The 23,647-nt window shown below is 66.9% G+C and carries 20 protein-coding genes and 1 pseudogene; 19 read left to right on the forward strand and 2 right to left on the reverse strand.

The genetic code is table 11. From position 1 onward, the window contains the following. Positions 1 to 402, reverse strand: a pseudogene (locus A5651_RS16955) (ATP-dependent DNA helicase RecG); the annotation flags it as partial. An 88-nt stretch (positions 403 to 490) separates the two neighbouring features. Between A5651_RS16955 and A5651_RS16960 the strand changes: the two are divergent. Continuing rightward, positions 491 to 1,201 carry an HNH endonuclease family protein gene (locus A5651_RS16960; protein WP_066983218.1) on the forward strand — a complete coding sequence of 237 codons (711 nt, stop codon included), beginning with the start codon at positions 491 to 493 and terminating at the stop codon, positions 1,199 to 1,201. A gap of 24 nt (positions 1,202 to 1,225) precedes the next feature. Here the strand turns inward: A5651_RS16960 and A5651_RS16965 are convergent, their stop codons facing one another. Continuing rightward, a complete protein-coding gene (locus A5651_RS16965; protein WP_066983221.1) occupies positions 1,226 to 2,065 on the reverse strand; it encodes an aldo/keto reductase in 840 nt (279 codons plus the stop codon). A 312-nt stretch (positions 2,066 to 2,377) separates the two neighbouring features. Here A5651_RS16965 and A5651_RS16970 point away from each other — a divergent pair, with 312 nt between their 5' ends. The 18 genes from A5651_RS16970 (at position 2,378) to A5651_RS17055 (ending at position 23,513) form a co-directional block, all read left to right on the forward strand. Next, entirely contained in the window at positions 2,378 to 3,460 is a 1,083-nt protein-coding gene (locus A5651_RS16970) for an alpha/beta hydrolase (protein WP_066983224.1), read from the forward strand. 34 nt (positions 3,461 to 3,494) lie between these two features. Further along, entirely contained in the window at positions 3,495 to 4,265 is a 771-nt protein-coding gene (locus tag A5651_RS16975; protein ID WP_066983228.1) for a DsbA family protein, read from the forward strand. Beyond that, positions 4,262 to 4,885, forward strand: a complete 624-nt coding sequence (locus A5651_RS16980) for a vitamin K epoxide reductase family protein (RefSeq protein ID WP_066983231.1) — start codon at positions 4,262 to 4,264, stop codon at positions 4,883 to 4,885. The genes A5651_RS16975 and A5651_RS16980 overlap by 4 nt, the downstream gene beginning before the upstream one ends. 30 nt (positions 4,886 to 4,915) lie before the next feature. After that, the gene (locus A5651_RS16985) at positions 4,916 to 8,308 is read left to right on the forward strand and encodes a pyruvate carboxylase (protein WP_066983235.1); all 3,393 of its coding nucleotides are present in this window, start codon (positions 4,916 to 4,918) and stop codon (positions 8,306 to 8,308) included. Beyond that, positions 8,305 to 8,868, forward strand: a complete 564-nt coding sequence (gene rsmD, locus A5651_RS16990; protein WP_066983237.1) for a 16S rRNA (guanine(966)-N(2))-methyltransferase RsmD — start codon at positions 8,305 to 8,307, stop codon at positions 8,866 to 8,868. The genes A5651_RS16985 and rsmD overlap by 4 nt, the downstream gene beginning before the upstream one ends. A 24-nt stretch (positions 8,869 to 8,892) precedes the next feature. Beyond that, positions 8,893 to 9,369 (forward strand): pantetheine-phosphate adenylyltransferase, encoded by a 477-nt coding sequence (gene coaD / locus A5651_RS16995; RefSeq protein WP_066983239.1) that lies wholly within the window; start codon positions 8,893 to 8,895, stop codon positions 9,367 to 9,369. 83 nt (positions 9,370 to 9,452) lie between these two features. Next, positions 9,453 to 10,019: a hemerythrin domain-containing protein gene (locus tag A5651_RS17000; protein ID WP_066983242.1), complete on the forward strand. Its 567-nt coding sequence runs from the start codon at positions 9,453 to 9,455 to the stop codon at positions 10,017 to 10,019. 219 nt (positions 10,020 to 10,238) lie between these two features. Then, entirely contained in the window at positions 10,239 to 10,976 is a 738-nt protein-coding gene (sepIVA, locus tag A5651_RS17005; protein ID WP_066983245.1) for a cell division protein SepIVA, read from the forward strand. Positions 10,977 to 11,017: 41 nt separating this feature from the next. Further along, positions 11,018 to 11,596: a DUF177 domain-containing protein gene (locus tag A5651_RS17010; protein ID WP_066983248.1), complete on the forward strand. Its 579-nt coding sequence runs from the start codon at positions 11,018 to 11,020 to the stop codon at positions 11,594 to 11,596. Then, positions 11,593 to 12,297 (forward strand): ribonuclease III, encoded by a 705-nt coding sequence (rnc, locus tag A5651_RS17015; protein ID WP_066983251.1) that lies wholly within the window; start codon positions 11,593 to 11,595, stop codon positions 12,295 to 12,297. The genes A5651_RS17010 and rnc overlap by 4 nt, the downstream gene beginning before the upstream one ends. Continuing rightward, positions 12,290 to 13,171, forward strand: coding sequence for a bifunctional DNA-formamidopyrimidine glycosylase/DNA-(apurinic or apyrimidinic site) lyase (gene mutM / locus A5651_RS17020; RefSeq protein ID WP_066983254.1), 882 nt, complete (start codon positions 12,290 to 12,292; stop codon positions 13,169 to 13,171). Before rnc ends, mutM begins: the two co-directional genes overlap by 8 nt. An 88-nt stretch (positions 13,172 to 13,259) precedes the next feature. After that, the gene (locus A5651_RS17025; RefSeq protein ID WP_066983257.1) at positions 13,260 to 13,676 is read left to right on the forward strand and encodes an OsmC family protein; all 417 of its coding nucleotides are present in this window, start codon (positions 13,260 to 13,262) and stop codon (positions 13,674 to 13,676) included. Further along, positions 13,660 to 13,944 (forward strand): acylphosphatase, encoded by a 285-nt coding sequence (locus A5651_RS17030; protein WP_066983260.1) that lies wholly within the window; start codon positions 13,660 to 13,662, stop codon positions 13,942 to 13,944. Before A5651_RS17025 ends, A5651_RS17030 begins: the two co-directional genes overlap by 17 nt. Before the next feature lie 26 nt (positions 13,945 to 13,970). After that, positions 13,971 to 17,555, forward strand: coding sequence for a chromosome segregation protein SMC (gene smc / locus A5651_RS17035; RefSeq protein WP_066983477.1), 3,585 nt, complete (start codon positions 13,971 to 13,973; stop codon positions 17,553 to 17,555). Positions 17,556 to 17,691: 136 nt separating this feature from the next. Next, on the forward strand, positions 17,692 to 19,044 hold the full coding sequence (ftsY, locus tag A5651_RS17040) for a signal recognition particle-docking protein FtsY (protein WP_066983480.1): 1,353 nt from the start codon (positions 17,692 to 17,694) through the stop codon (positions 19,042 to 19,044). 175 nt (positions 19,045 to 19,219) lie between these two features. Further along, a complete protein-coding gene (locus A5651_RS17045) occupies positions 19,220 to 20,602 on the forward strand; it encodes an ammonium transporter (RefSeq protein ID WP_197496653.1) in 1,383 nt (460 codons plus the stop codon). Positions 20,603 to 20,610: 8 nt separating this feature from the next. Then, entirely contained in the window at positions 20,611 to 20,949 is a 339-nt protein-coding gene (locus A5651_RS17050) for a P-II family nitrogen regulator (protein ID WP_066983268.1), read from the forward strand. 77 nt (positions 20,950 to 21,026) lie between these two features. Next, positions 21,027 to 23,513: a [protein-PII] uridylyltransferase gene (locus tag A5651_RS17055; protein ID WP_066983271.1), complete on the forward strand. Its 2,487-nt coding sequence runs from the start codon at positions 21,027 to 21,029 to the stop codon at positions 23,511 to 23,513. The last annotated feature ends 134 nt before the right edge of the window (positions 23,514 to 23,647 follow it).

Consider the following 23,647-nt stretch of genomic DNA (forward strand, 5'->3'; position numbering starts at 1 on the left):
GACGCGCTCGGTATCGGTGAATTGCGCTGCCAGAAGCGCCATTCCGGGATGGTCGGGATTGTCCTCGTAGTGTGCCCGGCAGAAGTCGCGCGCGCATTCGATGATGTCGCGGTGCTCGGACAACGATAGGAACCGTAGCGTGAGGGGGCGGCCGGACTGGTTGTAGCCCAGCACATCTCCCTCGCGACGCTCCTTCAGGTCGAGGTCGGCAAGCGCAAACCCATCGAGCGTGCTCGCCACCGCCTTCAACCTTTCGCCCCCCTTGGACGCCTCGGGCAGCTTCGTGGCCAGCAGGCACAGGCTGGCATGTTCCCCGCGGCCGATACGCCCGCGCAGCTGATGGAGCTGGCTGACGCCGAACCGGTCGGCGTCCATCACGAACATCACCGTCGCGTTGGGCACACTACGAGGACAATCCCGACCATCCCGGAATGGCGCTTCTGGCAGCGCAATTCACCGATACCGAGCGCGTCGAATACCTGGATAAGTCATGAGCCGCATACGGCTGATGTGGCTGGCGCTCGGCGTCACGGTAGCTGTTTTGGTGGCCATCCAGACGCTGGTCTCGGCGAACGAACGCGCCGCGTTGTTCGTCGCACAGGCCGACGCACCCATCGTCGCTCCCGGTGTCGATGTCCTCGGCGGAATCCCGCAGATTCCGGTGCGGATCCGTGGATTCGACTATCGCAGAGCGGCATTCGGTGAGTCGTGGACCGACGACAATTCTGCGCCTGGCGGTCACAACGGGTGCGACACGCGCAACGACATCCTCGACCGTGACCTGGTCGACAAGACTTACGTGTCAATCAAGCGGTGTCCCCACGCCGTAGCGACCGGCACGCTGCACGATCCCTACACCAACGCGACGATCCCGTTCATGCGCGGCAACCAGACCGGCGCCTCGGTGCAGATCGACCATATTGTTCCGTTGGCGCTGGCCTGGGATCTCGGTGCCCGGGACTGGCCCGACGACGTACGGCTGCGGTTCGCCAACGATCCGGCCAACCTGCTCGCCGTCGCGGGTCAACCCAATCAGGACAAGGGGGATTCCGAACCGGCGCTGTGGATGCCGCCCAACGTCGCATTCCGCTGTCAGTACGCCATTCAATTCATCGCGGTGCTGCGCGGTTACGGATTGCCCGTCGACGCGCCGTCGGCAGCCGTGTTGCACGACGCCGCCGCCACCTGTCCGACGGCCTGAGTTTGTCCTCGCGGGGAGCTGAAGTCAGCTGCCGGTGTAGGTGTCGGGATCGGGACGGAAGCGCGTGCCGTCGTCGAGCCCGTTGAGGGTCGCCATCTCATCGTCGGTCAGCTCGAAATCGAACACCTCGAGGTTCGACCTCACCCGCTCTGGCGACGACGAGCGCGGAATCACCACGTTGCCCAGTTGAATGCTCCACCGGATCAACACTTGTGCGGGCGTCTTGCCGTGACCCTCGGCGACCGAGACGATCGTCGGATTTTCCAGCAGCCTGCCGACGCCTAGCGGGCCGTAGGCCTCCGTGACGATCCCGCGGTCGCTGTGTACCCCGCGCAACGTCGACTGGTTGAGCAGGGGATGCAGCTCGATCTGGTTGACGGTCGGTGTCACGTACGACAGATCGATGATGTTGGACAGGTGCTCCTCGTGGAAATTGGCCACGCCGATCGACCGGGTGTGCCCGACCGACTGAGACTTCATCAGCCCGCCCCAACTGTCGATGTACTTGCCGTGCTCACCGGCGGGCCAGTGAATCAGGTAGAGATCGACGTAATCGAGCCCGAGCCGGTCCAGGCTCGCCTTGAGGGCGTCCTGCGACGATTGGAATCCCTGATCGGACGTCGACAACTTGGTGGTGACGAACAGTTCCTCGCGGGGCACATCCGATGCGGCGATCGCGCGCCCGACCGCGGCCTCGTTGCCGTAGCTCGCTGCGGTGTCGATCAACCGATAACCCGCTTCCAGCGCCGCGGCCACCGCTTCCTCGGTCTCGGCATCCGACAGCTCGCCGACGCCCAGGCCGAGGACCGGCATGGTGTGGTTGTCGTTGAGCGTCACGGTAGGAATTGCAGCCGCCGAAGTCATGTCACCTATCCCTACTGAGTTGGCCAATGGAAGTTCCGTGGATCGGGTCCCGACCGAGTTCGCTACTCGGTCAGCGAAGGTTCGAACACGTCAACGTTGCTCACAATCCGCTCTGGGGATCACCGACTCCGGATGACTATATTGCCGAGTTGGATATGCCACCTAATCAGTACCGGACGTTTCACCGCGCGGCTGACGCCAGCGTCGAGGCGGCGTTCTGCGATGGCGTTAGCATCGGTCAGCGTCAGCGAGGGAAGCGAGGGAGAAGTCATTGGCTCCGAGTCTGCCACCGCAACCTGAGACCCCCGCGGCGTGAACACCGTCGCCGCGCGGCCCGACCTGCGGGACCGACTGCTCACGGTGACCGGCGGTCCGACGCTGCGTGCAGTCGCCCGGATGCCCGACAGCGTCAAGCGTGCGCTGCTGGGCGGGCGCTCGGTCAGCATCGACGGCAACACACTGGACACCACACTGCAGTTCGTGCTGACCGCACAGCGGCTCAGCGGCAGGGAAGGACTGATCCTCAGCCACCACGTGCCGACCGCGCGGAGGCGGCTGAACCTGACGGCATCGCGATTTCCCAGGCTCCACGTTGACGTGACGTCGACGGACTTCACGATCGAGGGTCCCGCCGGCGCGATTCCGGTCCGGCACTACCGTCCCCGCGACGGCCAGGGCGCGCCGCTTCTGGTCTTCTACCACGGTGGAGGCTTCGTCGTCGGCGGCCTGGAAACCCACGGCCACCTGTGCGAGCTCATCTGTCAGAACGCCGGTTTGCACGTGCTGTTCGTTGGTTACCGGCTTGCCCCCGAGCACAAGGCTCCCGCGGCGATCGATGACGCCTACGCCGGCTATCTGTGGGCCCGCGAGCACGCCGCCGAACTCGGAGCCGACCCCCAGCGGGTGGCCGTCGGCGGCGACAGCGCAGGAGGCAACCTGACCGCGGTGGTCACGCTGCGGTCGCGAGACGACGACGCACCGCGGCCCGCCCTACAACTGCTGTTGTATCCGGTCACCAACTTCGCCGGCCAGACCCGGTCCTACGGCCTGTTCGCCGAGGGGTTCTTCCTTCGTCGCCAGGACATGGAATTCGGCCGCGGCCATTACATCGGCGGCTCGGGCATCGACCCCGCCGATCCCCGGGTGTCACCGCTGCTGGCCGACGATCTCGCCGGGCTGCCGCCGTCGATTCTGGTGACGACCGGCTTCGACCCGCTGCGCGACGAGGGCCGGTTGTACGCCGAGGCATTGCGCGCCGCGGGAAACTCGGTGGATTTCCGCGAGTACGGGTCACTGATTCACGCCTTCCCCAACTTCATGACGCTGGGCGGCGGCAGTGCGACCGCTATGGACGAGATCATCTCGGCGCTGCAAGAACATCTGAGCCGCAGCTGACAAGCGGCGTGAACCGCGCCGGTACCCTTGTCCCGTGGCCACGAAACCCAAGAAAAACGCCCGCTACGACCTCAACGCCGCTGATCGCCGGCGCAACCGTTTGATCCAGGTCGGGCTGACCGCGATCGTGGTGCTGCTCGGCGTCGGGTTGGTGCTCTACATCGTGATGGGCGGCGAGAAGAAACCGGCCTCGGGTGAGGTCAAGTCCATCCGGGTGGCGTCGGATTCGGTCATCACCAAGGAGGGCACCACGGAGCCCAAGGTGGTGCTCAGCATGTTCGAGGACTTCCTGTGCCCGGCATGCGGCAACTTCGAGAAGAACTTCGGCCCGACGGTGAACAAGCTCATCGACACCGGTGCCGTGGCCGCCGACTATTACATGGTCTCCATCCTCGATCGGGCCGGCGACGGATACTCATCGCGCGCGTCCAACGCGGCCTACTGCGTGGCCGACGAATCGATAGACGCGTTCCGGCGCTTCCACGCCGCCCTTTACGCCCAGCAGCCCGAGGAAAACGTCGGGCCGTTCCCCGACAACGCCCGCCTGATCGAGATCGCCCGCCAGGCCGGCGCCGGCGGCGGCGTGCCGGACTGCATCAACAAGGGCCGCTACGTCGAGATGGCCCAGGGCCTCGCGGCCGCGGCCGGCGTCCAGTCCACCCCGACCATCAAGATCAACGGTGAGGAATACAAGCTCGACACACCGCAGGCGCTGGTCGACAAGATCAAGGGAATCGTCGGCGACGTGCCCGGCCTGGTGGCGTTGCCGCCCAACCCTGACCGCAAGGCGCCGGCCGCGCCGTGACGTTCACCGCGGATGACGCCGCCGAGGCCGCCGAGGGCACGCGGTCATGTGTCGCGGTGCCCACCTCCAGCGCGGTATATGTGCTGGTCGCGGGGGTACTCGGGCTGGCGGCCGCGCTCGCGCTCACGGTCGAGAAGATCGAGATCCTGATCGACCCGAACTACGTGCCGTCCTGCAGCATCAACCCGGTGCTCTCCTGCGGTTCGGTGATGGTGACTCCGCAGGCGTCGGCGTTCGGCTTTCCGAATTCGCTGATCGGCATCGTGTCGTTCACCATCGTCGTCGTGACCGGTGTGCTGGCGATCGCCAAGGTGCGGCTGCCCCGCTGGTACTGGGGCGGCCTTGCCCTCGGCACGCTGCTGGGCGTCGCGTTCATTCACTGGCTGATCTTCCAGAGCCTGTACCGCATCGGCGCGTTGTGCCCGTACTGCATGGTCGTATGGGCGGTGACCATCCCGCTTCTGGTGGTGGTGGCCGCTCTCGCGCTGCAGCCCCACCTTGACGGTGGTGTGGTAGGAGTCGTCTACCAGTGGCGCTGGTCGCTGGTCACCCTGTGGTTCACCGCGCTGATCCTGATGATCCTGGTGCGGTTCTGGAGCTACTGGTCGACGCTTTCCTAGCCGCTTCGACGTGGGCGTTAGGGTTCTTGGGTGATCTCGAAAATCCTGGTGGCCAATCGCGGTGAGATCGCGATCCGTGCGTTTCGCGCCGCCTACGAGATGGGGATCACCACCGTCGCGGTGTATCCGTACGAAGATCGCAATTCCCAGCATCGGTTGAAGGCCGACGAGTCGTATCAGATCGGGGAGACGGGCCACCCGGTTCGCGCCTATCTGTCGGTCGACGAGATCATCCGCGTCGCCAAGCAGGCGGGCTGCGACGCCGTATACCCCGGCTACGGGTTCTTGTCGGAGAACCCCGATCTCGCCGCTGCCTGCGCCGAGGCCGGCATCACGTTCGTCGGACCCAGCGCCGAAGTCTTGGAGCTGACGGGCAACAAGGCGCGCGCGATCGAGGCCGCCCGCGCGGCGGGCCTGCCTGTCCTGAAGTCTTCGCAGCCCAGTTCGTCGGTCGACGAACTCGTCGAGGCTGCCGCGGGGATGGACTTTCCGTTGTTCGTCAAGGCGGTGTCCGGCGGTGGCGGCCGCGGCATGCGCCGAGTCGCCGATGCTGCTGCCCTACCCGAGGCGATCGAAGCCGCCAGCCGCGAGGCGGAGTCGGCGTTCGGCGACCCGATGGTCTATCTCGAGCAGGCGGTGCTCAACCCGCGCCACATCGAGGTGCAGATCCTGGCCGATACCCACGGCAACGTCATGCACCTGTTCGAACGTGATTGCAGCGTGCAGCGCCGCCACCAGAAGGTCATCGAGCTGGCACCCGCCCCGAACCTGCCCGAGCAGCTGCGCGAGAAGATCTGCGCCGACGCCGTCGCGTTCGCCCGCCAAATCGACTACTCGTTCGCGGGCACCGTCGAATTCCTACTCGACGAGCGCGGCCACCACGTGTTCATCGAGATGAATCCACGAATCCAGGTGGAGCACACCGTCACCGAGGAGATCACCGACGTCGACCTGGTCGCCAGCCAGATGCGAATCGCCGACGGGGAAACCCTCGACCAGCTCGGGTTGACTCAAGACACGCTGGTGCTGCACGGGGCTGCTCTGCAATGCCGGATCACCACCGAGGACCCTGCCAACGGCTTCCGGCCCGACACCGGCCGCATCACCGGGTACCGCTCACCGGGCGGTGCCGGTATCCGCCTCGACGGCGGTACCAATCTCGGTGCGGAGATCAGCGCGCATTTCGATTCGATGCTGGTGAAGCTCACCTGCCGCGGACGCGACTTTCCCGCGGCGATCGCCCGCGCCCGCCGCGCACTCGCCGAATTCCGGATCAGGGGCGTATCGACGAACATTCCGTTCCTGATGGCCGTGGTGAACGACCCCGACTTCCGGGCGGGCCGGATCACCACCTCGTTCATCGATCAGCGGCCCTACCTGCTGACCGCGCGCACACCTGCCGACCGCGGCACGAAGATCCTCAACTACCTCGCGGAAGTGACGGTGAACCAGCCGCACGGTCCGCGGCCGTCGACGGTCTATCCGCACGACAAGCTGCCGCAGATCGACCTGGAGGCGGCGCCGCCCAAGGGAAGCAAACAGGCGCTGGACGAGCTGGGACCCGAGGGGTTCGCACACTGGATGCGCGACTCGCCTGCGGTCGGGGTCACCGACACCACCTTCCGGGATGCGCACCAGTCGCTGCTCGCGACGCGGCTGCGCACCAACGGCCTGTTGATGGTGGCGCCGTATGTGGCGCGGATGATGCCGCAGCTGCTGTCGATCGAATGCTGGGGTGGGGCGACTTACGATGTGGCGCTTCGCTTTTTGAAGGAGGACCCGTGGGAGCGGCTGTCTGCGCTTCGGGAAGCCGTGCCCAACATCTGTCTGCAGATGCTGCTGCGCGGACGCAACACCGTCGGCTACACGCCGTACCCGGAAGTCGTCACCAAAGCATTCGTGGAGGAGGCGACGGCCACCGGGATCGACATCTACCGCATCTTCGATGCGCTCAACAACGTCGAGTCGATGCGGCCCGCGATCGACGCCGTGCGCGAAACCGGTTCCGCCATCGCTGAAGTCGCGATGAGCTACACCGGCGATCTTTCCGATCCCAGCGAGAAGCTCTACACGCTGGACTACTACCTGAAGCTGGCCGAGCAGATCGTCGACGCGGGTGCCCATGTGCTGGCGATCAAGGACATGGCCGGGCTGCTGCGACCGCAGGCCGCCACGGCGTTGGTTTCGGCGCTGCGATCGCGGTTCGATCTGCCGGTGCACGTGCACACCCACGACACCCCCGGCGGTCAGCTGGCGACTTACCTCGCGGCTTGGCAGGCGGGGGCCAGCGCGGTGGACGGAGCGGCGGCGCCGCTTGCCGGCACCACCAGCCAACCCGCGTTGAGTTCGATCGTCGCCGCCACCGCGCACACCGAATACGACACCGGCTTGTCGCTGGCTGCGGTGTGCGAGCTCGAGCCATATTGGGAAGCGCTGCGAAAGGTATACGCGCCCTTCGATGTTGCCGCAGCCGGCCCTCCTGCGCCGACGGGGCGCGTGTATCGGCACGAGATTCCCGGTGGCCAGCTGAGCAACCTGCGTCAGCAGGCCATTGCGCTCGGGTTGGGGGACCGGTTCGAAGAAATCGAGGAAAGCTATGCGGGAGCCGACCGGATTCTCGGCCGGCTGGTTAAGGTGACGCCGTCGTCGAAGGTGGTCGGCGACCTCGCGCTGGCATTGGTCGGCGCCGGTGTGACCGCCGACGAATTCGCCTCTGACCCTGCGCGATTCGACATTCCGGACTCGGTCATCGAGTTCCTGCGGGGCGAGTTGGGCGACCCGCCCGGCGGCTGGCCTGAACCGCTGCGCACCAAGGCGTTGGCGGGCAGGCCGCCTGCGAAGCCGACCGAGGAGCTCACCGCCGACGACGAGACGGTGCTGGCCACGCCGGGTCCCGAGCGTCAGGCGTGTCTCAACCGGTTGCTATTCCCTGGTCCGACAAAGGAATTCGATGCCCATCGCGATCAGTACGGTGATACCTCGAGCTTGTCGGCCAACCAGTTCTTCTACGGCCTGCGGCGCGGCGACGAGCATCGGGTGACGCTCGAGCGCGGCGTCGAACTGCTGATCGGGCTGGAGGCCATCTCCGAACCCGACGAGCGCGGCATGCGCACCGTCATGTGCATCCTCAACGGACAACTGCGTCCGGTGCTGGTCCGCGACCGCAGCATCGCCAGCGAGGTACCCACCGCCGAGAAGGCCGACCGGGCCAATCCCGACCATGTCGCCGCGCCGTTCGCGGGCGTGGTCACCGTCGCCGTCACCGACGGCGACACCGTCGAGGCCGGCCAGACCGTCGCAACCATCGAGGCGATGAAGATGGAGGCGGCCATCACTGCGCCCAAGGCCGGCACCGTCGAGCGGATCGCGGTATCGACGACGGCACAGGTCGAAGGCGGTGACCTGCTGGTGGTGGTGAGCTGACCCGCATCATCGCCGGAGTATTCGGCGGCCGGCGGATCGCGGTGCCCGCGCGGGGCACCCGCCCCACCACCGACCGGGTTCGCGAGTCGTTGTTCAACGTGCTGGCCGCACGCGTGGACCTGGCCGGTGTTGCCGTGCTCGATCTGTACGCGGGGTCGGGGGCGCTCGGGTTGGAGGCGCTGTCGCGCGGTGCGGCCACCGCGTTGCTCGTCGAGTCGGATCACAGGGCCGCGGCCATCATCGAGCAGAACATCAAGACGCTCGGCGTGACGGGTGCGAGGGTGCACCGCGGCGCGGTGGCCTCGGTGCTCGCCGCAGGCACCGACGCGCCGGTCGATGTGGTTTTCGCCGACCCCCCGTACGCCGTCGCGGCCGACGAGCTGGGCGACGTGCTCACCGCCCTCGCCGCCCGCGGCTGGACCACCGAGGGCACCGTCGTCGTCGTCGAACGCAGCGCATCGGGGCCCGAGCTGAGCTGGCCGCTGGGCTGGCAACCGTGGCAGGCCCGGCGCTACGGCGACACCCGCCTCGAGATGGCCGTCGCAACCGGTCGGGTCTGAGCTGCCCTGATAGCGTCTCGACCCATGAGCGGCGCGGTATGCCCGGGATCCTTCGACCCGGTGACCCTCGGCCATATCGACGTCTTCGAGCGCGCGGCCGCCCAGTTCGACGAGGTCGTGGTGGCTGTCCTCGTCAACCCCAACAAGAAGGGGATGTTCGACGTCGACGAACGCATCGCGATGATCGAGGAGTCGACGACGCACCTGCCGAACCTGCGCGCCGAATCGGGCCAGGGCCTAGTCGTCGACTTCGCGAAGGCCTTGGGCTTGACTGCGATCGTCAAGGGTCTGCGGACCGGTACCGATTTCGAATACGAGCTGCAGATGGCGCAGATGAACAAGCACATCGCCGGGGTGGACACGTTCTTCGTCGCCACCACGCCGCGGTATTCCTTCGTGTCGTCGTCGCTGGCCAAGGAAGTGGCATCGCTCGGCGGAGACGTCTCTGAGCTGCTGCCCGATCCGGTCAACGTGCGCCTGCGCGACAAGCTCAAGGGTTAACCTGCCGCACGCTCGGGTAGCCCTGGGGTGGCGCGACAGCCCCTCTGCGCCCATCAGCCCATAAATATCGGAGGTAGTTCCCTATGGTCGAGACATTCGTGCAGTCGACCGACGACGCGGTCAAGTTTTTGACCGATCAGCACAACCTGATCAAGGACCTGTTCGAAGAGGTGTTCGCCGCCTCCAGCGATGAGGCGCGCGAAAAGGCCTTCACCGAGCTGCGTCAGCTGCTCGCCGTCCACGAGACGGCCGAGGAGATGGTGATACATCCGCGTGCCCGGCACGAACTGCGCGACGGGGACGCCATTGTCGATGCCAGGCTCGCCGAAGAGCATTCCGCCAAGGAGCAATTGTCGAAACTGGAGAAGATGGACGTCGCCTCAAAGGATTTCATCTCTGAATTGACCACGTTCCGCGACGCCGTCGTCGACCATGCCCATCACGAGGAAACCGAGGAATTCAACAAGCTAGAGCGCAAGCTCAGCTCCGATGACCTCGAGCGGATGGCGAAAGCATTGCAGGCCGCAGAGGCGATCGCGCCGACGCGGCCCCATGCCGGCGTCGAATCGGCGAAGCTAAACTTCGCGGTCGGCCCATTCGCTTCGATGCTCGATCGGGCCCGCGATTTGATCAAGGCGGCGACCGGATAACGAATTCGTCGAACACAAAGACCGTCCCATGCGGGCGGTCTTTGTTTGTGCCCGATATCCTCTCCGCGCACGCGTTGACATAATGTGACGAAACTAGTAGACGACCGGCCTGGATGGGGCCGCTGGGCAGCCGGCGGGCGACACACCGACGGCGCTAGCGTAGTCACAGCGGTAACACCAGGCACACTGGTAACAACAACTACGCCTGGAGGGTGTGCCGTGTACCGAGTTTTTGAAGCGCTCGACGAACTGGGTGCGATCGTCGAAGAGGCCCGCGGTGTGCCGATGACGGCCGGTTGCGTGGTGCCCCGCGGTGACGTGCTCGAGCTGATTGACGACATCAAGGACGCCATCCCTGGCGAACTCGACGACGCCCAGGACGTGCTGGATGCGCGCGACCAGCTGCTCAACGAGGCCAAAGAGCATTCCGGCTCGATGGTGGCGACCGCGCGCGCCGAGGCCGATTCGATGCTGAACCACGCCCGCACGGAGGCCGATCGTCTGCTGGCCGACGCCAAGTCCCAGGCCGACCGCATGGTCGCCGAGGCGCGCCAGCACAGCGAGCGGATGGTCACCGAAGCCCGCGACGAGGCTGCCCGCATCAGCGCCACGGCCAAGCGCGAGTACGAGGCCAGCGCCGGCCGGGCCAAGGCCGAGGCCGACCGGCTCATCGAGAACGGCAACCTCTCCTATGAGAAGGCCGTCCAAGAGGGCATCAAGGAGCAGCAACGCCTGGTGTCGCAGACCGAGATCGTCCAGTCGGCGACCGCCGAGGCCACCCGGCTCATCGACGCGGCGCACGCGGAGGCCGACCGCCTGCGCGGCGAATGCGACATCTACGTCGACAACAAGCTCGCGGAATTCGAGGAGTTCCTCAACGGGACGCTGCGCTCGGTGGGCCGTGGTCGTCACCAGCTGCGCACGGCCGCCGGCACGCACGACTACGTGGCGCGCTAACTCGGCTCGGCCCGCCAGGTGCGGGTCGTACGATCTTAGGTATGGCCTCCCACTATTCGGGGCATAGGGATGCCCGTTCGCCGCTCGTGATCAACATCGCCCGGCTGGGGCGTCGACCGGGATCGATGATGACCGTCCACGAGACGGTGCCCAGCCCGACACGCATCGGCGTCGAGCTGGTGGCGATCGACAAAGGCGCGCCGCTGGAGTTGGACCTGCGGATCGAGTCGGTATCGGAAGGCGCGCTGGTCACCGGCACGGTGTCGGCGCCCACAACGGGTGAGTGCGCAAGGTGCCTGACACCGATCACCGGCGACGTCCGCATCGACCTCACCGAGCTCTACGCCTACCCGGACAGCACCACCGAGGCCACGACGGAACCTGATGAAGTAGGACACGTGGGCTCCAGTGGCCAGCCAAACACCATCGACCTAGAGCAGCCGGTCGTCGACGGTGTGGGGCTGGCGCTGCCGTTCTCGCCGCTGTGCGAAGCGGATTGCCAAGGACTGTGCCCTGATTGCGGTATCCCGATGGCGACGGCCGAGCCCGGGCATCGTCACGAGAAGCTCGATCCGCGCTGGGCCAAGCTCGCCTCGATGTTGGAGACCGACGACAAGTGACGGGTGATCGCGCCGCACTGGTCAAGGCGCTCGGAGTCGAGATGCCCGACGAGTTGCTCACCATGGCGCTCACACACCGCAGCTATTCCTACGAAAACGGCGGGCTGCCGACGAATGAGCGGCTGGAGTTTCTCGGCGATGCGGTGCTGGGGCTGACCATCACCGAGGAGCTCTACCACCGCCATCCCGACCGTTCGGAGGGCGATCTGGCCAAGCTGCGAGCCAGCATCGTCAACACCCAGGCGCTCGCCGACGTCGGCCGCGCGCTGACCGACGACGGTCTGGGCGCCTACCTACTACTGGGCAAGGGCGAAGAGAACTCCGGCGGCGCCGACAAGTCGAGCATTCTGGCCGACGGCATCGAATCTTTGCTTGGCGCAATATATCTCGAGCACGGCTTGTCGGTGGCGCGCGAGGTGATTCTGCGGCTTTTCGGTTCGTTGATCGACACCGCACCGACGCTGGGCGCGGGTCTGGACTGGAAGAGCAGCCTGCAGGAGCTGACCGCCGCCCGCGGCATGGGCGCGCCGTCATATGTAGTGACCGCGACGGGACCCGACCACGACAAGGAATTCACCGCAACCGTCGTCGTGTTCAACACCGAGTACGGCAGGGGAGTCGGGCGCACCAAGAAAGAAGCCGAGTTGAAGGCGGCCGCCGCGGCGTGGACGGCCCTCGCCGACTCTGACGTAGATGCCTGAACTGCCCGAGGTTGAGGTTGTTCGGCGGGGGCTCGACGCACATGTGGTCGGCAAGACGATCACGGCCGTGCGCGTGCACCATCCCCGTGCGGTGCGACGGCACGAGGCCGGCCCCGCGGATCTCACTGCGCGACTGCTGAATACGCGCGTCACGGGCACGGGCCGTCGCGGTAAGTATCTGTGGCTGACGCTCGGCGACGGGTCGGCGTTGGTCGTGCATCTGGGGATGAGCGGTCAGATGCTGGTGGGGACGCGCACGCGAGGAGCACAAGATGCATCCGTGCCAGAGGCACACCTGCGGATCGCGACGCTGCTGGACGACGGCACGGCGCTGAGCTTCGTCGACCAGAGGACGTTCGGCGGCTGGATGCTGACCGACATGGTGACCGTCGACGGGACCGACGTGCCGGTCCCTGTCGCCCATATCGCCCGCGACCCGCTGGATCCCCGGTTCAACCGCGATGCTGTCGTTACGGTGTTGCGGCGCAAGCATTCCGAGATCAAGCGTCAACTCTTGGATCAGACGGTGGTGTCGGGTATCGGCAACATCTACGCCGACGAAGCGCTGTGGCGCGCCAGGATCAACGGCGCACGGCTGGCGTCGTCGCTGAGCCGTAAACAGCTCGGCGAGCTGCTGGGTTCTGCGACCGAGGTGATGACGGAGGCCCTCGGTCAGGGCGGCACGTCATTCGACTCGCTGTATGTCAACGTCAACGGCGAGTCCGGCTACTTCGACCGGTCGTTGGACGCCTACGGCCGCGAGGGCGAGCCATGCCGGCGCTGTGGCGCGGTGATGCGACGGGAGAAGTTCATGAACCGCTCGTCCTTCTACTGCCCGAAATGCCAACCCCGCCCGCGGGTGCGGCGGTCCTAGATTCCCGCGAAACGGAATTCCAGCACCCGTCCACTCGCAGTTCTGGTGCTGGAATATCGTTTCGCGCGACGTTGTAGGAAGAGGAACCATGATGGAACTGTGGGTCGAGCGCACCGGCGTGCGCCGCTACACCGGGCACAGCACGCGGGGCGCGCAGGTGCTCGTCGGCAGCGAGGACGTCGAGGGCGTGTTCACCCCCGGCGAGCTGATGAAGATTGCGCTCGCGGCGTGCAGCGGCATGGCCAGCGACGTCCCGCTCCAACGCCGCCTCGGCGAGGACTACCAGACGACGATCAAGGTGTCCGGTGCGGCCGACCGCGACCAGGAGCGCTACCCGCTGCTCGAAGAGCGCATGGAACTAGACCTGTCCGAGCTGTCGGCAGACGAGCGGGTCCGGGTACTCACCGTCGTGAGCCGGGCGATCGACCAGGTGTGCACGGTCGGCCGGACGCTCAAGTCCGGGACAGAAGTGACATTTGAGGTTGTTGATGCAGGAGTTAGCTGACGTTCGGCTGACGGCCTGGGTGCACGGCCACGTGCAGGGGGTCGGATTCCGGTGGTGGACGCGTTCGCGGGCCCTGGAACTGGGGCTGACGGGATACGCGTCGAACCGCTCCGACGGACGTGTCCAGGTCGTCGCGCAGGGCCCCCGCGACGCCTGCCAACGGCTGCTTGACCTGCTGGAAAGCGGGAATACTCCGGGCCGCGTCGAGAAAGTCATCGCCGATTGGTCAGAAGTGGGCGACGCGATCGCGGGGTTCACCGAGCGATAGCCCTCGCGGCGGTAGTGTGGCCCATCGTGCACCTCAAGAGTCTGACGCTGAAGGGCTTCAAGTCCTTTGCTTCGCCGACGACTCTGCGCTTTGAACCAGGCATCACCTGCGTGGTCGGACCCAACGGTTCGGGCAAGTCGAATGTGGTCGATGCGCTCACCTGGGTGATGGGGGAGCAGGGCGCCAAGACCCTGCGCGGCGGCAAGATGGAAGACGTCATCTTTGCGGGCACGTCGTCGCGGCCACCGCTGGGCCGCGCCGAGGTCACCGTCACGATCGACAATTCCGACAACTCGCTGCCGATCGACTACTCCGAGGTCTCGATCACCCGACGGATGTTCCGCGACGGCGGCAGCGAATACGAAATCAACGGCAGCAGTTGCCGTTTGATGGATGTCCAGGAACTGCTGAGCGACTCCGGCATCGGCCGCGAGATGCATGTCATCGTCGGCCAGGGCAAGCTCTCGGAGATCCTGGAGTCACGCCCCGAGGATCGCCGTGCCTTCATCGAAGAGGCCGCTGGTGTCCTGAAGCACCGCAAGCGTAAGGAAAAGGCGGTCCGCAAGCTCGACGCGATGTCGGCTAACCTGGCCCGGCTGTCGGATCTCACCACCGAACTGCGCCGCCAGCTCAAGCCGCTGGGCAGGCAGGCCGAGATGGCGCGCCGCGCGCAGACCATCCAGGCCGATCTGCGCGACGCCCGACTGCGCCTTGCCGCCGACGATCTCGTCAGCCGCAGAGGCGAATTCGAGAACACCAACCAGGCCGAGACGTCGCTGCGCCGCGAACACGACGAGATGACCACCCAGCTGGAGACCGCCACCGTCGAACTCGACGCACACGAGTCGGCCGTCGCGGGGCTCAGCGAGCGCGCCGAGGCCGCCCAGCAGAGCTGGTTCCGGCTGTCGGCGCTGGCCGAACGCGTCAGCGCGACCGTCCGGATCGCCAGCGAGCGCGCCCAGCACCTCGACACCGAACCCGAGACATCCAGCGGCGCCGACCCGGAGACGCTCGAGGCCGAGGCCGACGAGGTCGCCGCCCACGAGCGGCAACTGCTGGCCGAACTGAACGAGTCCCGTGAGCGGCTGACCGCGGCCCGCGACGAACTCACCGAACGCGAGAGGGTCGCGGCCGAGGCCGAGCGCGCTCACCTCGCCGCCGTACGCGCCGAGGCCGACCGCCGCGAAGGGCTGGCCCGGCTGGCGGGCCAGGTCGACACCATGCGCACCCGCGTGGAGTCCATCGACGAGACGGTCGCTCGGTTGACGGTGAACATCGAAGAGGCCGGCGCCCGCGCTCAGCAGGCGCAGGCCGAGTTCGAGACCGTGCAGGGCCGCGTCGGTGAGCTCGATGCGGGCGAGGTCGGGCTCGACGAGCATCACGACCGAACCGTCGCCGCCCTGCGGCTAGCCGACGAACGCGTGGCGGAACTTCAGGCAGGTGAACGCAACGCCGAGCGTCATGTGGCGTCGCTGCGTGCCCGCATCGACGCCCTCTCTGTAGGTCTCGACCGCAAGGACGGCGCGGCGTGGCTTCAGCGAAACCTTTCCGGCGCAGGGCTTTTCGGCTCTGTGGCGAATCTGGTCAAGGTGCGCCCCGGCTACGAGGCCGCCGTCGCCGCGGTGCTTGGCGCGGCGGCCGACGCCGTCGCCGCCGAGAGTTTCGGCGCGGCTCGGTCCGCGGTCGCTGCGCTGAAAGAGTCCGACGGCGGCCGCGCGGCGATCGTGCTCGGCGACTGGCCGGACCAGGCGCCCGCGCCCCTCGGTCCGCTGCCTGAAGGCGCGCTGTGGGCTAGCGATCTGGTGGAGGTGCCGGCGCGGCTGCGCGGCGCACTGACAGCGATGCTGTCGGGCGTGGCAGTGGTGCGCGATCTGAGCGCGGCGCTCGATCTGGTCGCGCAGCGCCCGCAACTGCGTGCTGTGACCACCGACGGCGATCTCGTTGGCGCCGGCTGGGTCAGCGGGGGGTCGGATCGCAAGCCCAGCACGCTCGAGATCACCTCCGAGGTCGAGAAGGCCCGCGCCGAACTGGCCGAGGCTGAAAAGCAGGTCGGTGAGCTGAGCGCGGCGCTGGCCGGCGCGCTGGAAGAGCAGAAGGCGCGTCAGGACGCCGCCGAGCACGCCTTGGCCGCGCTCAACGAGTCCGACGCCGCGATCTCGGCGATCTATGAACAGCTCGGCAGGCTTGGCCAGGACGCCCGCTCTGCCGACGAGGAGTGGCAGCGGCTGATCCGGCAGCGCGACGAGCTGGAGGCCGGCCGGGTGCAAACGGTCGAGGAGCTGGCCGCGCTCGAGCAGCGGTTGCACAACGCCGAGCAGGCGCCGTTGGTCGACTCCGCACCTGCCGACCGCCAGGAGACGGTGGCGGCGGCCGAAGCCGCGCGTGCCGCCGAGGTCGAGGCCCGGCTGGCCGTGCGTACTGCCGAAGAGCGCGCGAATGCTGTTCGCGGACGAGCGGATTCACTGCGCCGCGCCGCGGCAGCCGAGCGCGAGGCCAGGCTGCGTGCGCAGCGCGCGCGGGAAGCCCGCGAGCATGCCGCGGCCGTCGCGGCGGCCGTCGCGGAGTCGGGACGTGCACTGGCGCAACGGTTGGCCTCGACGGTGAGCGTGGCATCGCGGCGCCGTGACGCCCTGGCCAACGAACGCCGTCAGCGGATCGAGGCGTTGGCGAAGGTGCGTGAGCAGGTCACCGAACTCACAACGAAGATCGCCGCGGTCACCGAGGCGCTGCATCGTGACGAGGTCGCGAAAGCCGAAGCGGCACTTCGGATTGAGCAGCTCGAGCAGCAGGTCCTCGACCAGTTCGGGATGGCTACCGCCGACCTGATCGCCGAATACGGTCCCGATGCGCCGCTGCCGCCGTCCGAACTCGAGATGGCCGAGTACGAACAGGCCCGCGAACGCGGCGAGCAGGTCACAGCGCCGGCGCCGATGCCGTTCGATCGGCCGACGCAGTTGCGTCGCGCGAAGAAGGCCGAACGCGAACTCAACGAACTCGGTCGGGTGAACCCGCTGGCGCTGGAGGAGTTCGCGGCGCTCGAAGAGCGCTACAACTTCCTGTCCACCCAGCTGGAGGACGTCAAGGCCGCGCGCAAGGACCTGCTCGACGTCATCGCCGATGTCGACACCCGCATCCTGCAGGTGTTCACCGAAGCGTTCGTCGACGTGGAACGTGAATTCCAGCAAGTGTTTTCGACGCTGTTCCCCGGCGGCGAGGGCAGGCTGCTGCTCACCGATCCCAACGACATGCTGACTACGGGCATCGAGGTCGAAGCGCGTCCGCCGGGCAAGAAGATCAAGCGGCTGTCGTTGCTGTCCGGCGGTGAGAAGTCGCTGACCGCGGTGGCGATGCTGGTGGCGATATTCCGGGCGCGGCCTTCGCCGTTCTACGTGATGGACGAGGTGGAAGCCGCGCTGGACGACGCCAACCTGCGCCGCCTGATCGCCTTGTTCGAGCAGCTGCGGGAACGCTCGCAGCTGATCGTCATCACCCACCAGAAGCCGACAATGGAAGTCGCCGACGCGCTCTACGGCGTGACGATGCGCGATGACGGCATCACGGCGGTGATTTCGCAGCGCATGCGCGGCCAGGAGCTGGTGACCGCGAGCTGACCGGCGCTCCTTCGTCCCTGTCTCGCCGTGATCGACGAAATGGCGTGAGTTACTCGCACTTTTGCGCCCACTTGTTGGTTCGGGCGCACGAGGGCCGGTCGTCACCGTCGTCGACCGCCACTGGGACAATGACACGGTGTCTGAAGGTCTCTGGATCGCAATCGCGGTCATCGCCGTACTGGTCGTCGTCGCTCTTGTGGTGGTCGGCCTGGTCCGATCCCGCCGCGCAAAGATCCGCCTCGACTCGTCGACCAGCACCGACACCGCCATTGACCGCTCCGGCGGCTACACCGCCTCTTCGGGCATCACGTTCACTCAGTCATCTGCAAACGCCGCGCCGGCGGCTCCTCCGCAGTCCTTGGACACCAGCGGCCTGCCGGCCGTCGGTGACGACGCCTCCATCCCGCGCGACGCCCCGAAACGGCCCATCGCCGAGGTCCAGCTGCCCGACGCGCCCGCGCCCCCTGAGACCCAGGAAGCGCCTCCCGCGCCTGACCTCGACGCCATTGCGCCGACTGCGCCAGATGTCGACGCCATTGCGCCGACTGCGCCAGATGTCGACGCCATTGCGCCGACTGAAGGTCGCCTCGAGCGGCTGCGGGGACGGTTGGCCAAGTCGCAGAACGCTCTCGGCCGCAGCGTGCTCGGCCTGCTCGGCGGTGGCGATCTCGACGAGGACTCCTGGGAGGCCGTCGAGGACACCCTGCTGATCGCCGATCTGGGCTCGGTCGTCACCGAGTCGGTGGTCAGCGCGCTGCGCGAACGGCTGGCCAGCGGCCGGGTGCGCACCGAAGCTGACGCCAGGGCTGTGTTGCGCGAGGTGCTCATCGCCGAGCTGCACCCGCAACTGGACCGCTCGGTCAGGGCGCTACCCCACGATGACCACCCGTCGGTGCTGCTCGTGGTCGGCGTCAACGGCACCGGCAAGACGACCACGGTCGGCAAGCTGGCCCGTGTCCTGGTCGCCGACGGACGCCGGGTGGTGCTCGGCGCCGCGGATACTTTCCGCGCGGCGGCCGCTGACCAGCTGCAGGCGTGGGCGTCGCGCGTCGGCGCCGACGTCATCCGGGGCGCCGAGGGCGCCGACCCCGCATCGGTGGCGTTCGACGCTGTCGACAAGGGCATCGCCGCAGGCGCCGACGTGGTCCTGATCGACACCGCGGGACGGCTGCACACCAAGACCGGGCTCATGGACGAGCTCGGCAAGGTCAAGCGCGTGGTGAGCAAACGCGCGGCGGTCGACGAGGTGCTGCTCGTGCTCGACGCGACGATCGGCCAGAACGGGCTGGCCCAGGCCCGGGTGTTCGCCGACGTCGTCGACATCACCGGCGTGGTGCTCACCAAACTCGACGGGACCGCCAAGGGCGGAATCGTGTTCCGCGTGCAGCAGGAACTCGGCGTGCCGGTCAAACTCGTCGGGCTCGGCGAAGGTCCCGACGACCTCGCGCCGTTCGAGCCTGCAGCATTCGTCGACGCGCTTCTGGGGTGAGCACAACGCGCCCGAAAAGCGCGATGTAACGCGGGCGAAACGTAACCGGCGTATCCGTTCACACGAGCGAAACACCAAGGCGTCTTAGCCGAAACAACCACTCAGCATTGTCTTGGACCAGGCCAACGGTCGTAAAACCTTTGCGGCCCTGCCTTGTCGAAGGAGGAAACTGCGAGTGGATCAATTCCCGACAATGGGCATACCGGACACCGGTGACACCGCGTGGATGCTTGTCAGTTCCGCGATGGTGCTGCTGATGACCCCGGGCCTGGCGTTCTTCTACGGCGGCATGGTCCGCGCCAAGAGCGTGCTCAACATGATCATGATGAGCATCAGTGCCATGGGTGTTGTGACGGTGCTGTGGGTGCTCTACGGCTATTCGTTGGCGTTCGGCAATGACGTCAGCAACCTCTTCGGTGATCCGTCGCAGTTCTTCGGTTTGAAGGGGCTGATCGGCGGAAACGGAGCCGAGGCGGTTGTCGCCGACCCGGCCGCGGGAGTTGAGGCCGCTGAGGCGGTGAACATTCCCCTGGTATTCACGTTCCCTGCCACGGTCTTCGTCGCATTCCAGTTGATGTTCGCAATCATCACCGTCGCGCTGATCTCGGGTGCGGTCGCCGACCGCATCAAGTTCGGCGGCTGGCTGCTGTTCTCCGCATTGTGGGCGACGGTGGTGTATTTCCCGGTGGCGCACTGGGTGTTCTCCTTCGACGGCGGCACCGCCGAGACCGGCGGGTGGATCGCCAACAAGCTCCACGCGATCGACTTCGCCGGTGGCACAGCGGTTCACATCAACGCGGGCACCGCGGCACTGGTGCTGGCGATCATCCTCGGCAAGCGCAAGGGCTGGCCGAGCACGCCGATGCGGCCCCACAACCTGCCATTCGTGATGCTCGGCGCGGGCCTGCTGTGGTTCGGCTGGTACGGGTTCAACGCCGGCTCGGCCACCGCGTCGAACGGTCTGGCGGGTTCGACGATGGTCACCACGACGATAGCCACGGCGGCTGCGATGCTCGCCTGGCTGCTGACGGAGCGTATCCGCGACGGCAAGGCCACCTCGCTGGGGGCGGCATCGGGCATCGTGGCGGGTCTTGTCGCCATCACCCCGTCGTGCTCCTCGGTCAACGTCGTCGGCGCGCTCGTCATCGGGGTGGTCGCCGGCGTCTTGTGTGCGCTGGCCGTCGGACTGAAATACAAACTCGGCTACGACGATTCGCTCGACGTCGTCGGTGTCCACCTCGTCGGCGGCATCCTCGGCACCCTGCTGATCGGGTTGGTGGCCGCTCCCGAAGCGGGCGCGGGTGTAACCGGGCTGTTCTACGGCGGCGGATTCGACCAGCTGTGGCGCCAGGCGGTGGGCGCGGGCGCGGTTCTTGCCTACTGCGCGATTGCGACGACTATCTTGGCCTTGATAGTGAAGTTCACCGTGGGACTCCGTCTTGACGAGGAAGATGAATCCACCGGACCTGATGAGGCCGAGCACGCCGAGACGGGCTACGACTTCGCGACGGTCGGGGCGGGTTCAACACTTGGTCGTCACCCGGGCGTGGAGGGATAAGGAAGAACATGAAGCTGATTACTGCGATCGTTAAGCCGTTCACGCTCGAAGACGTCAAAACGGGCCTTGAGCAGACGGGAATCCTCGGGATGACCGTGAGCGAGGTGCAGGGATACGGTCGGCAGAAGGGCCACACCGAGGTGTACCGCGGCGCGGAATATTCGGTGGACTTCGTGCCGAAGGTGCGCATCGAGGTGCTCGTCGACGACTCGGCTGTCGACAAGGTGGTGGACGTGATCGTGCAGGCCGCTCGCACCGGCAAGATCGGCGACGGCAAGGTGTGGGTGAGCCCGGTCGACACCGTGGTCCGGGTCCGCACCGGCGAGCGGGGGTCTGACGCCCTCTGACAGAAGCGAAGTGAGACGTCGTCTCCCGGCCTTGCACCGTGAGCGTTAACAGGTAAAGGGTCGGGGGAGGACACGAAATGACAGAGCAGAAGCCAGTTTCCGCCGCCGGTGCCCCTGCAAACGGGGCTCCGGCGGCGGTTACGTCCAAGGCGGCCACTGATCTCACCGCCGCCTGCGACAAGCTGCTGTCCGCCTCGCATCATCTGGATGCCGCCGCGCTCCGCGACGCGCTGCTGGACCTGCACGAATTCTGGTTGTCGACGAAGGCCGCCGAAATCGGGATCACCGACACCAGCGGCTTCGCCATCGTGGCCACTGGCGGGCTCGGACGCCGAGAACTATTGCCGTACTCCGACCTTGACCTGATGCTGCTGCACGACGATCTGCCGAAGAAGCTTGTCAGCGAGGTCGCCGAGAACCTGTGGTATCCCTTGTGGGACGCCAACATTCGGCTCGACCACAGCGTCCGGACCGTCGGCGAGGCAATGAAGGTTGCCGCACAAGACATCTCGGCGGGTCTGGCGATGCTCGAGGTGCGTCACATCTCCGGCAACTCCGACCTGTCGTCGTCGTTGATCAGCGGGGCGCGTCGGCAGTGGCGTACCGGAATTGCCTCGCGCTTCGGCGAACTCGTCGAGCACACCCAGCAGCGATGGCAGCGCAGCGGTGAGATCGCCCACCGCGCCGAGCCAGACCTCAAGACCGGCCGCGGCGGGTTGCGCGACGTTCAGCTGCTGAATGCGCTGGCGATCGCCCAACTGGCCGACGTGTATCCGAGCCAGTCGTTGGCCTCGCCGACGGGGACGCTCGGCGAGGCGCACCTTGCCCTGCTCAACGTGCGCACCGAGCTTCATCGGGTGGCCGGCCGTGGCCGGGACCTGGTGCTGGCCCAGCACGCCGACGAGATCGGTGCGGCCCTGCGGATCGGTGACCGTTTCGACCTGGCCCGCACGCTCTCCGACGCTGCCCGCACCATCAGCTTCTACGTCGACGCCGGCCTGCGCACCGCATCGAACGCGTTGCCGCGACGTGGACTTGCCGCATTCAAGCGTCCCGTTCGCCGTCCGTTGGATGAAGGCGTCATCGAGTTCGGCGGCGAGGTCATCCTGGCGCGCGATGCACGACCCGAGCGCGACCCCGGCCTCATCCTGCGCGTAGCAGCGGCATCGGCGACCACCGGCCTGCCGATGGCGGCGTCCACGTTGGCCCGCCTCGCCGAAACGGCACCCGAACTGCGTGCGCCGTGGCCACCGCAGGCCCTCAAGGATCTGCTGGTGATGCTGGCCGCCGGACCCCCGGCCGTGGCCACCATCGAGGCGCTGGACCGGACGGGCCTGTGGGGCAGGCTCTTCCCGGAGTGGGGTGCAGTGCGCGACTTGCCGCCCCGCGACGTCGTCCACATCTGGACCGTCGACCGTCATCTTGTCGAAACAGTCTCGCGGGCAAGCGCATTCACCACACGCGTGTCGCGTCCGGATCTTTTGCTTCTCGGTGCGCTCTGCCATGACATCGGCAAGGGCAGAGGCGGCGACCACAGCGTCATCGGAGCAGACCTCGCGACGCAGATCGGCACCCGCCTCGGGCTATGGCCGTCGGATGTCGACCTGCTTTCCAAGGTCGTGCGACACCACCTGCTGCTGCCGCACACCGCCACGCGCCGTGATTTGCAGGATCCGAAGACCATCGCAGCGGTGGTGGACGCGCTGGACGGCGACACCGTTCTGCTCGAGCTGTTGCACGTGCTGGCAGAGGCCGATTCGTTGGCAACCGGCCCCGGCGTGTGGGGTGACTGGAAAGCGTCGCTGCTCGGCGACCTGGTGCGGCGCTGCCGCCTGGTGATGGCCGGGGAGGACTTACCGCATCCCGATCCCATTGACCCACGGCATCTTTCACTGGCATCGACTGTCGGCGTTCATGTGGAGATGACACCCGCCGACAGCCCGCACATCTACAACATGACGATGATCGCGCCGGATCAGCGCGGTCTGCTGTCGAAGGCCGCCGGCGTGCTGGCGCTGAACTCGCTTCGGGTGCATTCGGCATCGGTCAACGGGCACCAGGGTTCGGCGATCAACACGTTCGTCGTCTCACCGCATTTCGGATCGCCCCCCGCCGCCGAGCTGCTGCGCCAACAGCTGATCCTGGCTCTCAAGGGTGAGCTCGATGTGCTGGCCTCGCTGGACAAGCGCGACCGCGACGCGGCCAAGCACGGCACCAAGCGCGCCGGCGAGATTCTGGCCGCTGTGCCCATCAACCACGCGGCCGCACCGCCGCGCATCCTGTGGTCGGATGGCGCGGGACCAGGCGAATTGGTGGTGCAGATTCGGTCCACCGACCGCGCCGGCCTGCTGGCCCGCCTGACCGCGGTGTTCGAGCGTGACGGCGTCGACATCGCGTGGGCGAAGGTCACCACGCTGGGCTCGTCGGTGGTCGACCTGTTTGGCATCGTGATCCCCGCGACGGTGAACGGCGACGCCGCAGCGATTCGCGAGGAACTCGAACACGACCTGTACGCGGTGCTGCCCGCCCCGCCGCCCGCCGAGCCGGCCACCGAGGCCAGCTGAGCTTCCATAGTTGGGATCGATAGGCCTCGCACAGGTGTGTACTGCGGTCGTGAAAACCACCCCCTGCGGCACTCGATCATTGCCGGCGCGCTGCTGTGCAGCGGCATCACCGCCGCGGGGCTGGGTCTGGCCGC

The sequence above is a fragment of the Mycobacterium sp. 1274761.0 genome, from assembly GCF_001668615.1.
Lineage (GTDB): Bacteria > Actinomycetota > Actinomycetes > Mycobacteriales > Mycobacteriaceae > Mycobacterium.

Bases quoted from the DNA above. Each gene is read 5' to 3' on its own strand.
- A5651_RS16960 (WP_066983218.1), top strand. From the start codon at position 491: ATGAGCCGCATACGGCTGATGTGGCTGGCGCTCGGCGTCACGGTAGCT.
- A5651_RS17025 (WP_066983257.1), top strand. From the start codon at position 13,260: ATGATGGAACTGTGGGTCGAGCGCACCGGCGTGCGCCGCTACACCGGG.
- A5651_RS17050 (WP_066983268.1), top strand. From the start codon at position 20,611: ATGAAGCTGATTACTGCGATCGTTAAGCCGTTCACGCTCGAAGACGTC.
- coaD (WP_066983239.1), top strand. From the start codon at position 8,893: ATGAGCGGCGCGGTATGCCCGGGATCCTTCGACCCGGTGACCCTCGGC.
- mutM (WP_066983254.1), top strand. From the start codon at position 12,290: ATGCCTGAACTGCCCGAGGTTGAGGTTGTTCGGCGGGGGCTCGACGCA.
- A5651_RS16965 (WP_066983221.1), bottom strand. From the start codon at position 2,065: ATGACTTCGGCGGCTGCAATTCCTACCGTGACGCTCAACGACAACCAC.
- A5651_RS17030 (WP_066983260.1), top strand. From the start codon at position 13,660: ATGCAGGAGTTAGCTGACGTTCGGCTGACGGCCTGGGTGCACGGCCAC.
- A5651_RS17055 (WP_066983271.1), top strand. From the start codon at position 21,027: ATGACAGAGCAGAAGCCAGTTTCCGCCGCCGGTGCCCCTGCAAACGGG.
- A5651_RS17000 (WP_066983242.1), top strand. From the start codon at position 9,453: ATGGTCGAGACATTCGTGCAGTCGACCGACGACGCGGTCAAGTTTTTG.
- A5651_RS17010 (WP_066983248.1), top strand. From the start codon at position 11,018: ATGGCCTCCCACTATTCGGGGCATAGGGATGCCCGTTCGCCGCTCGTG.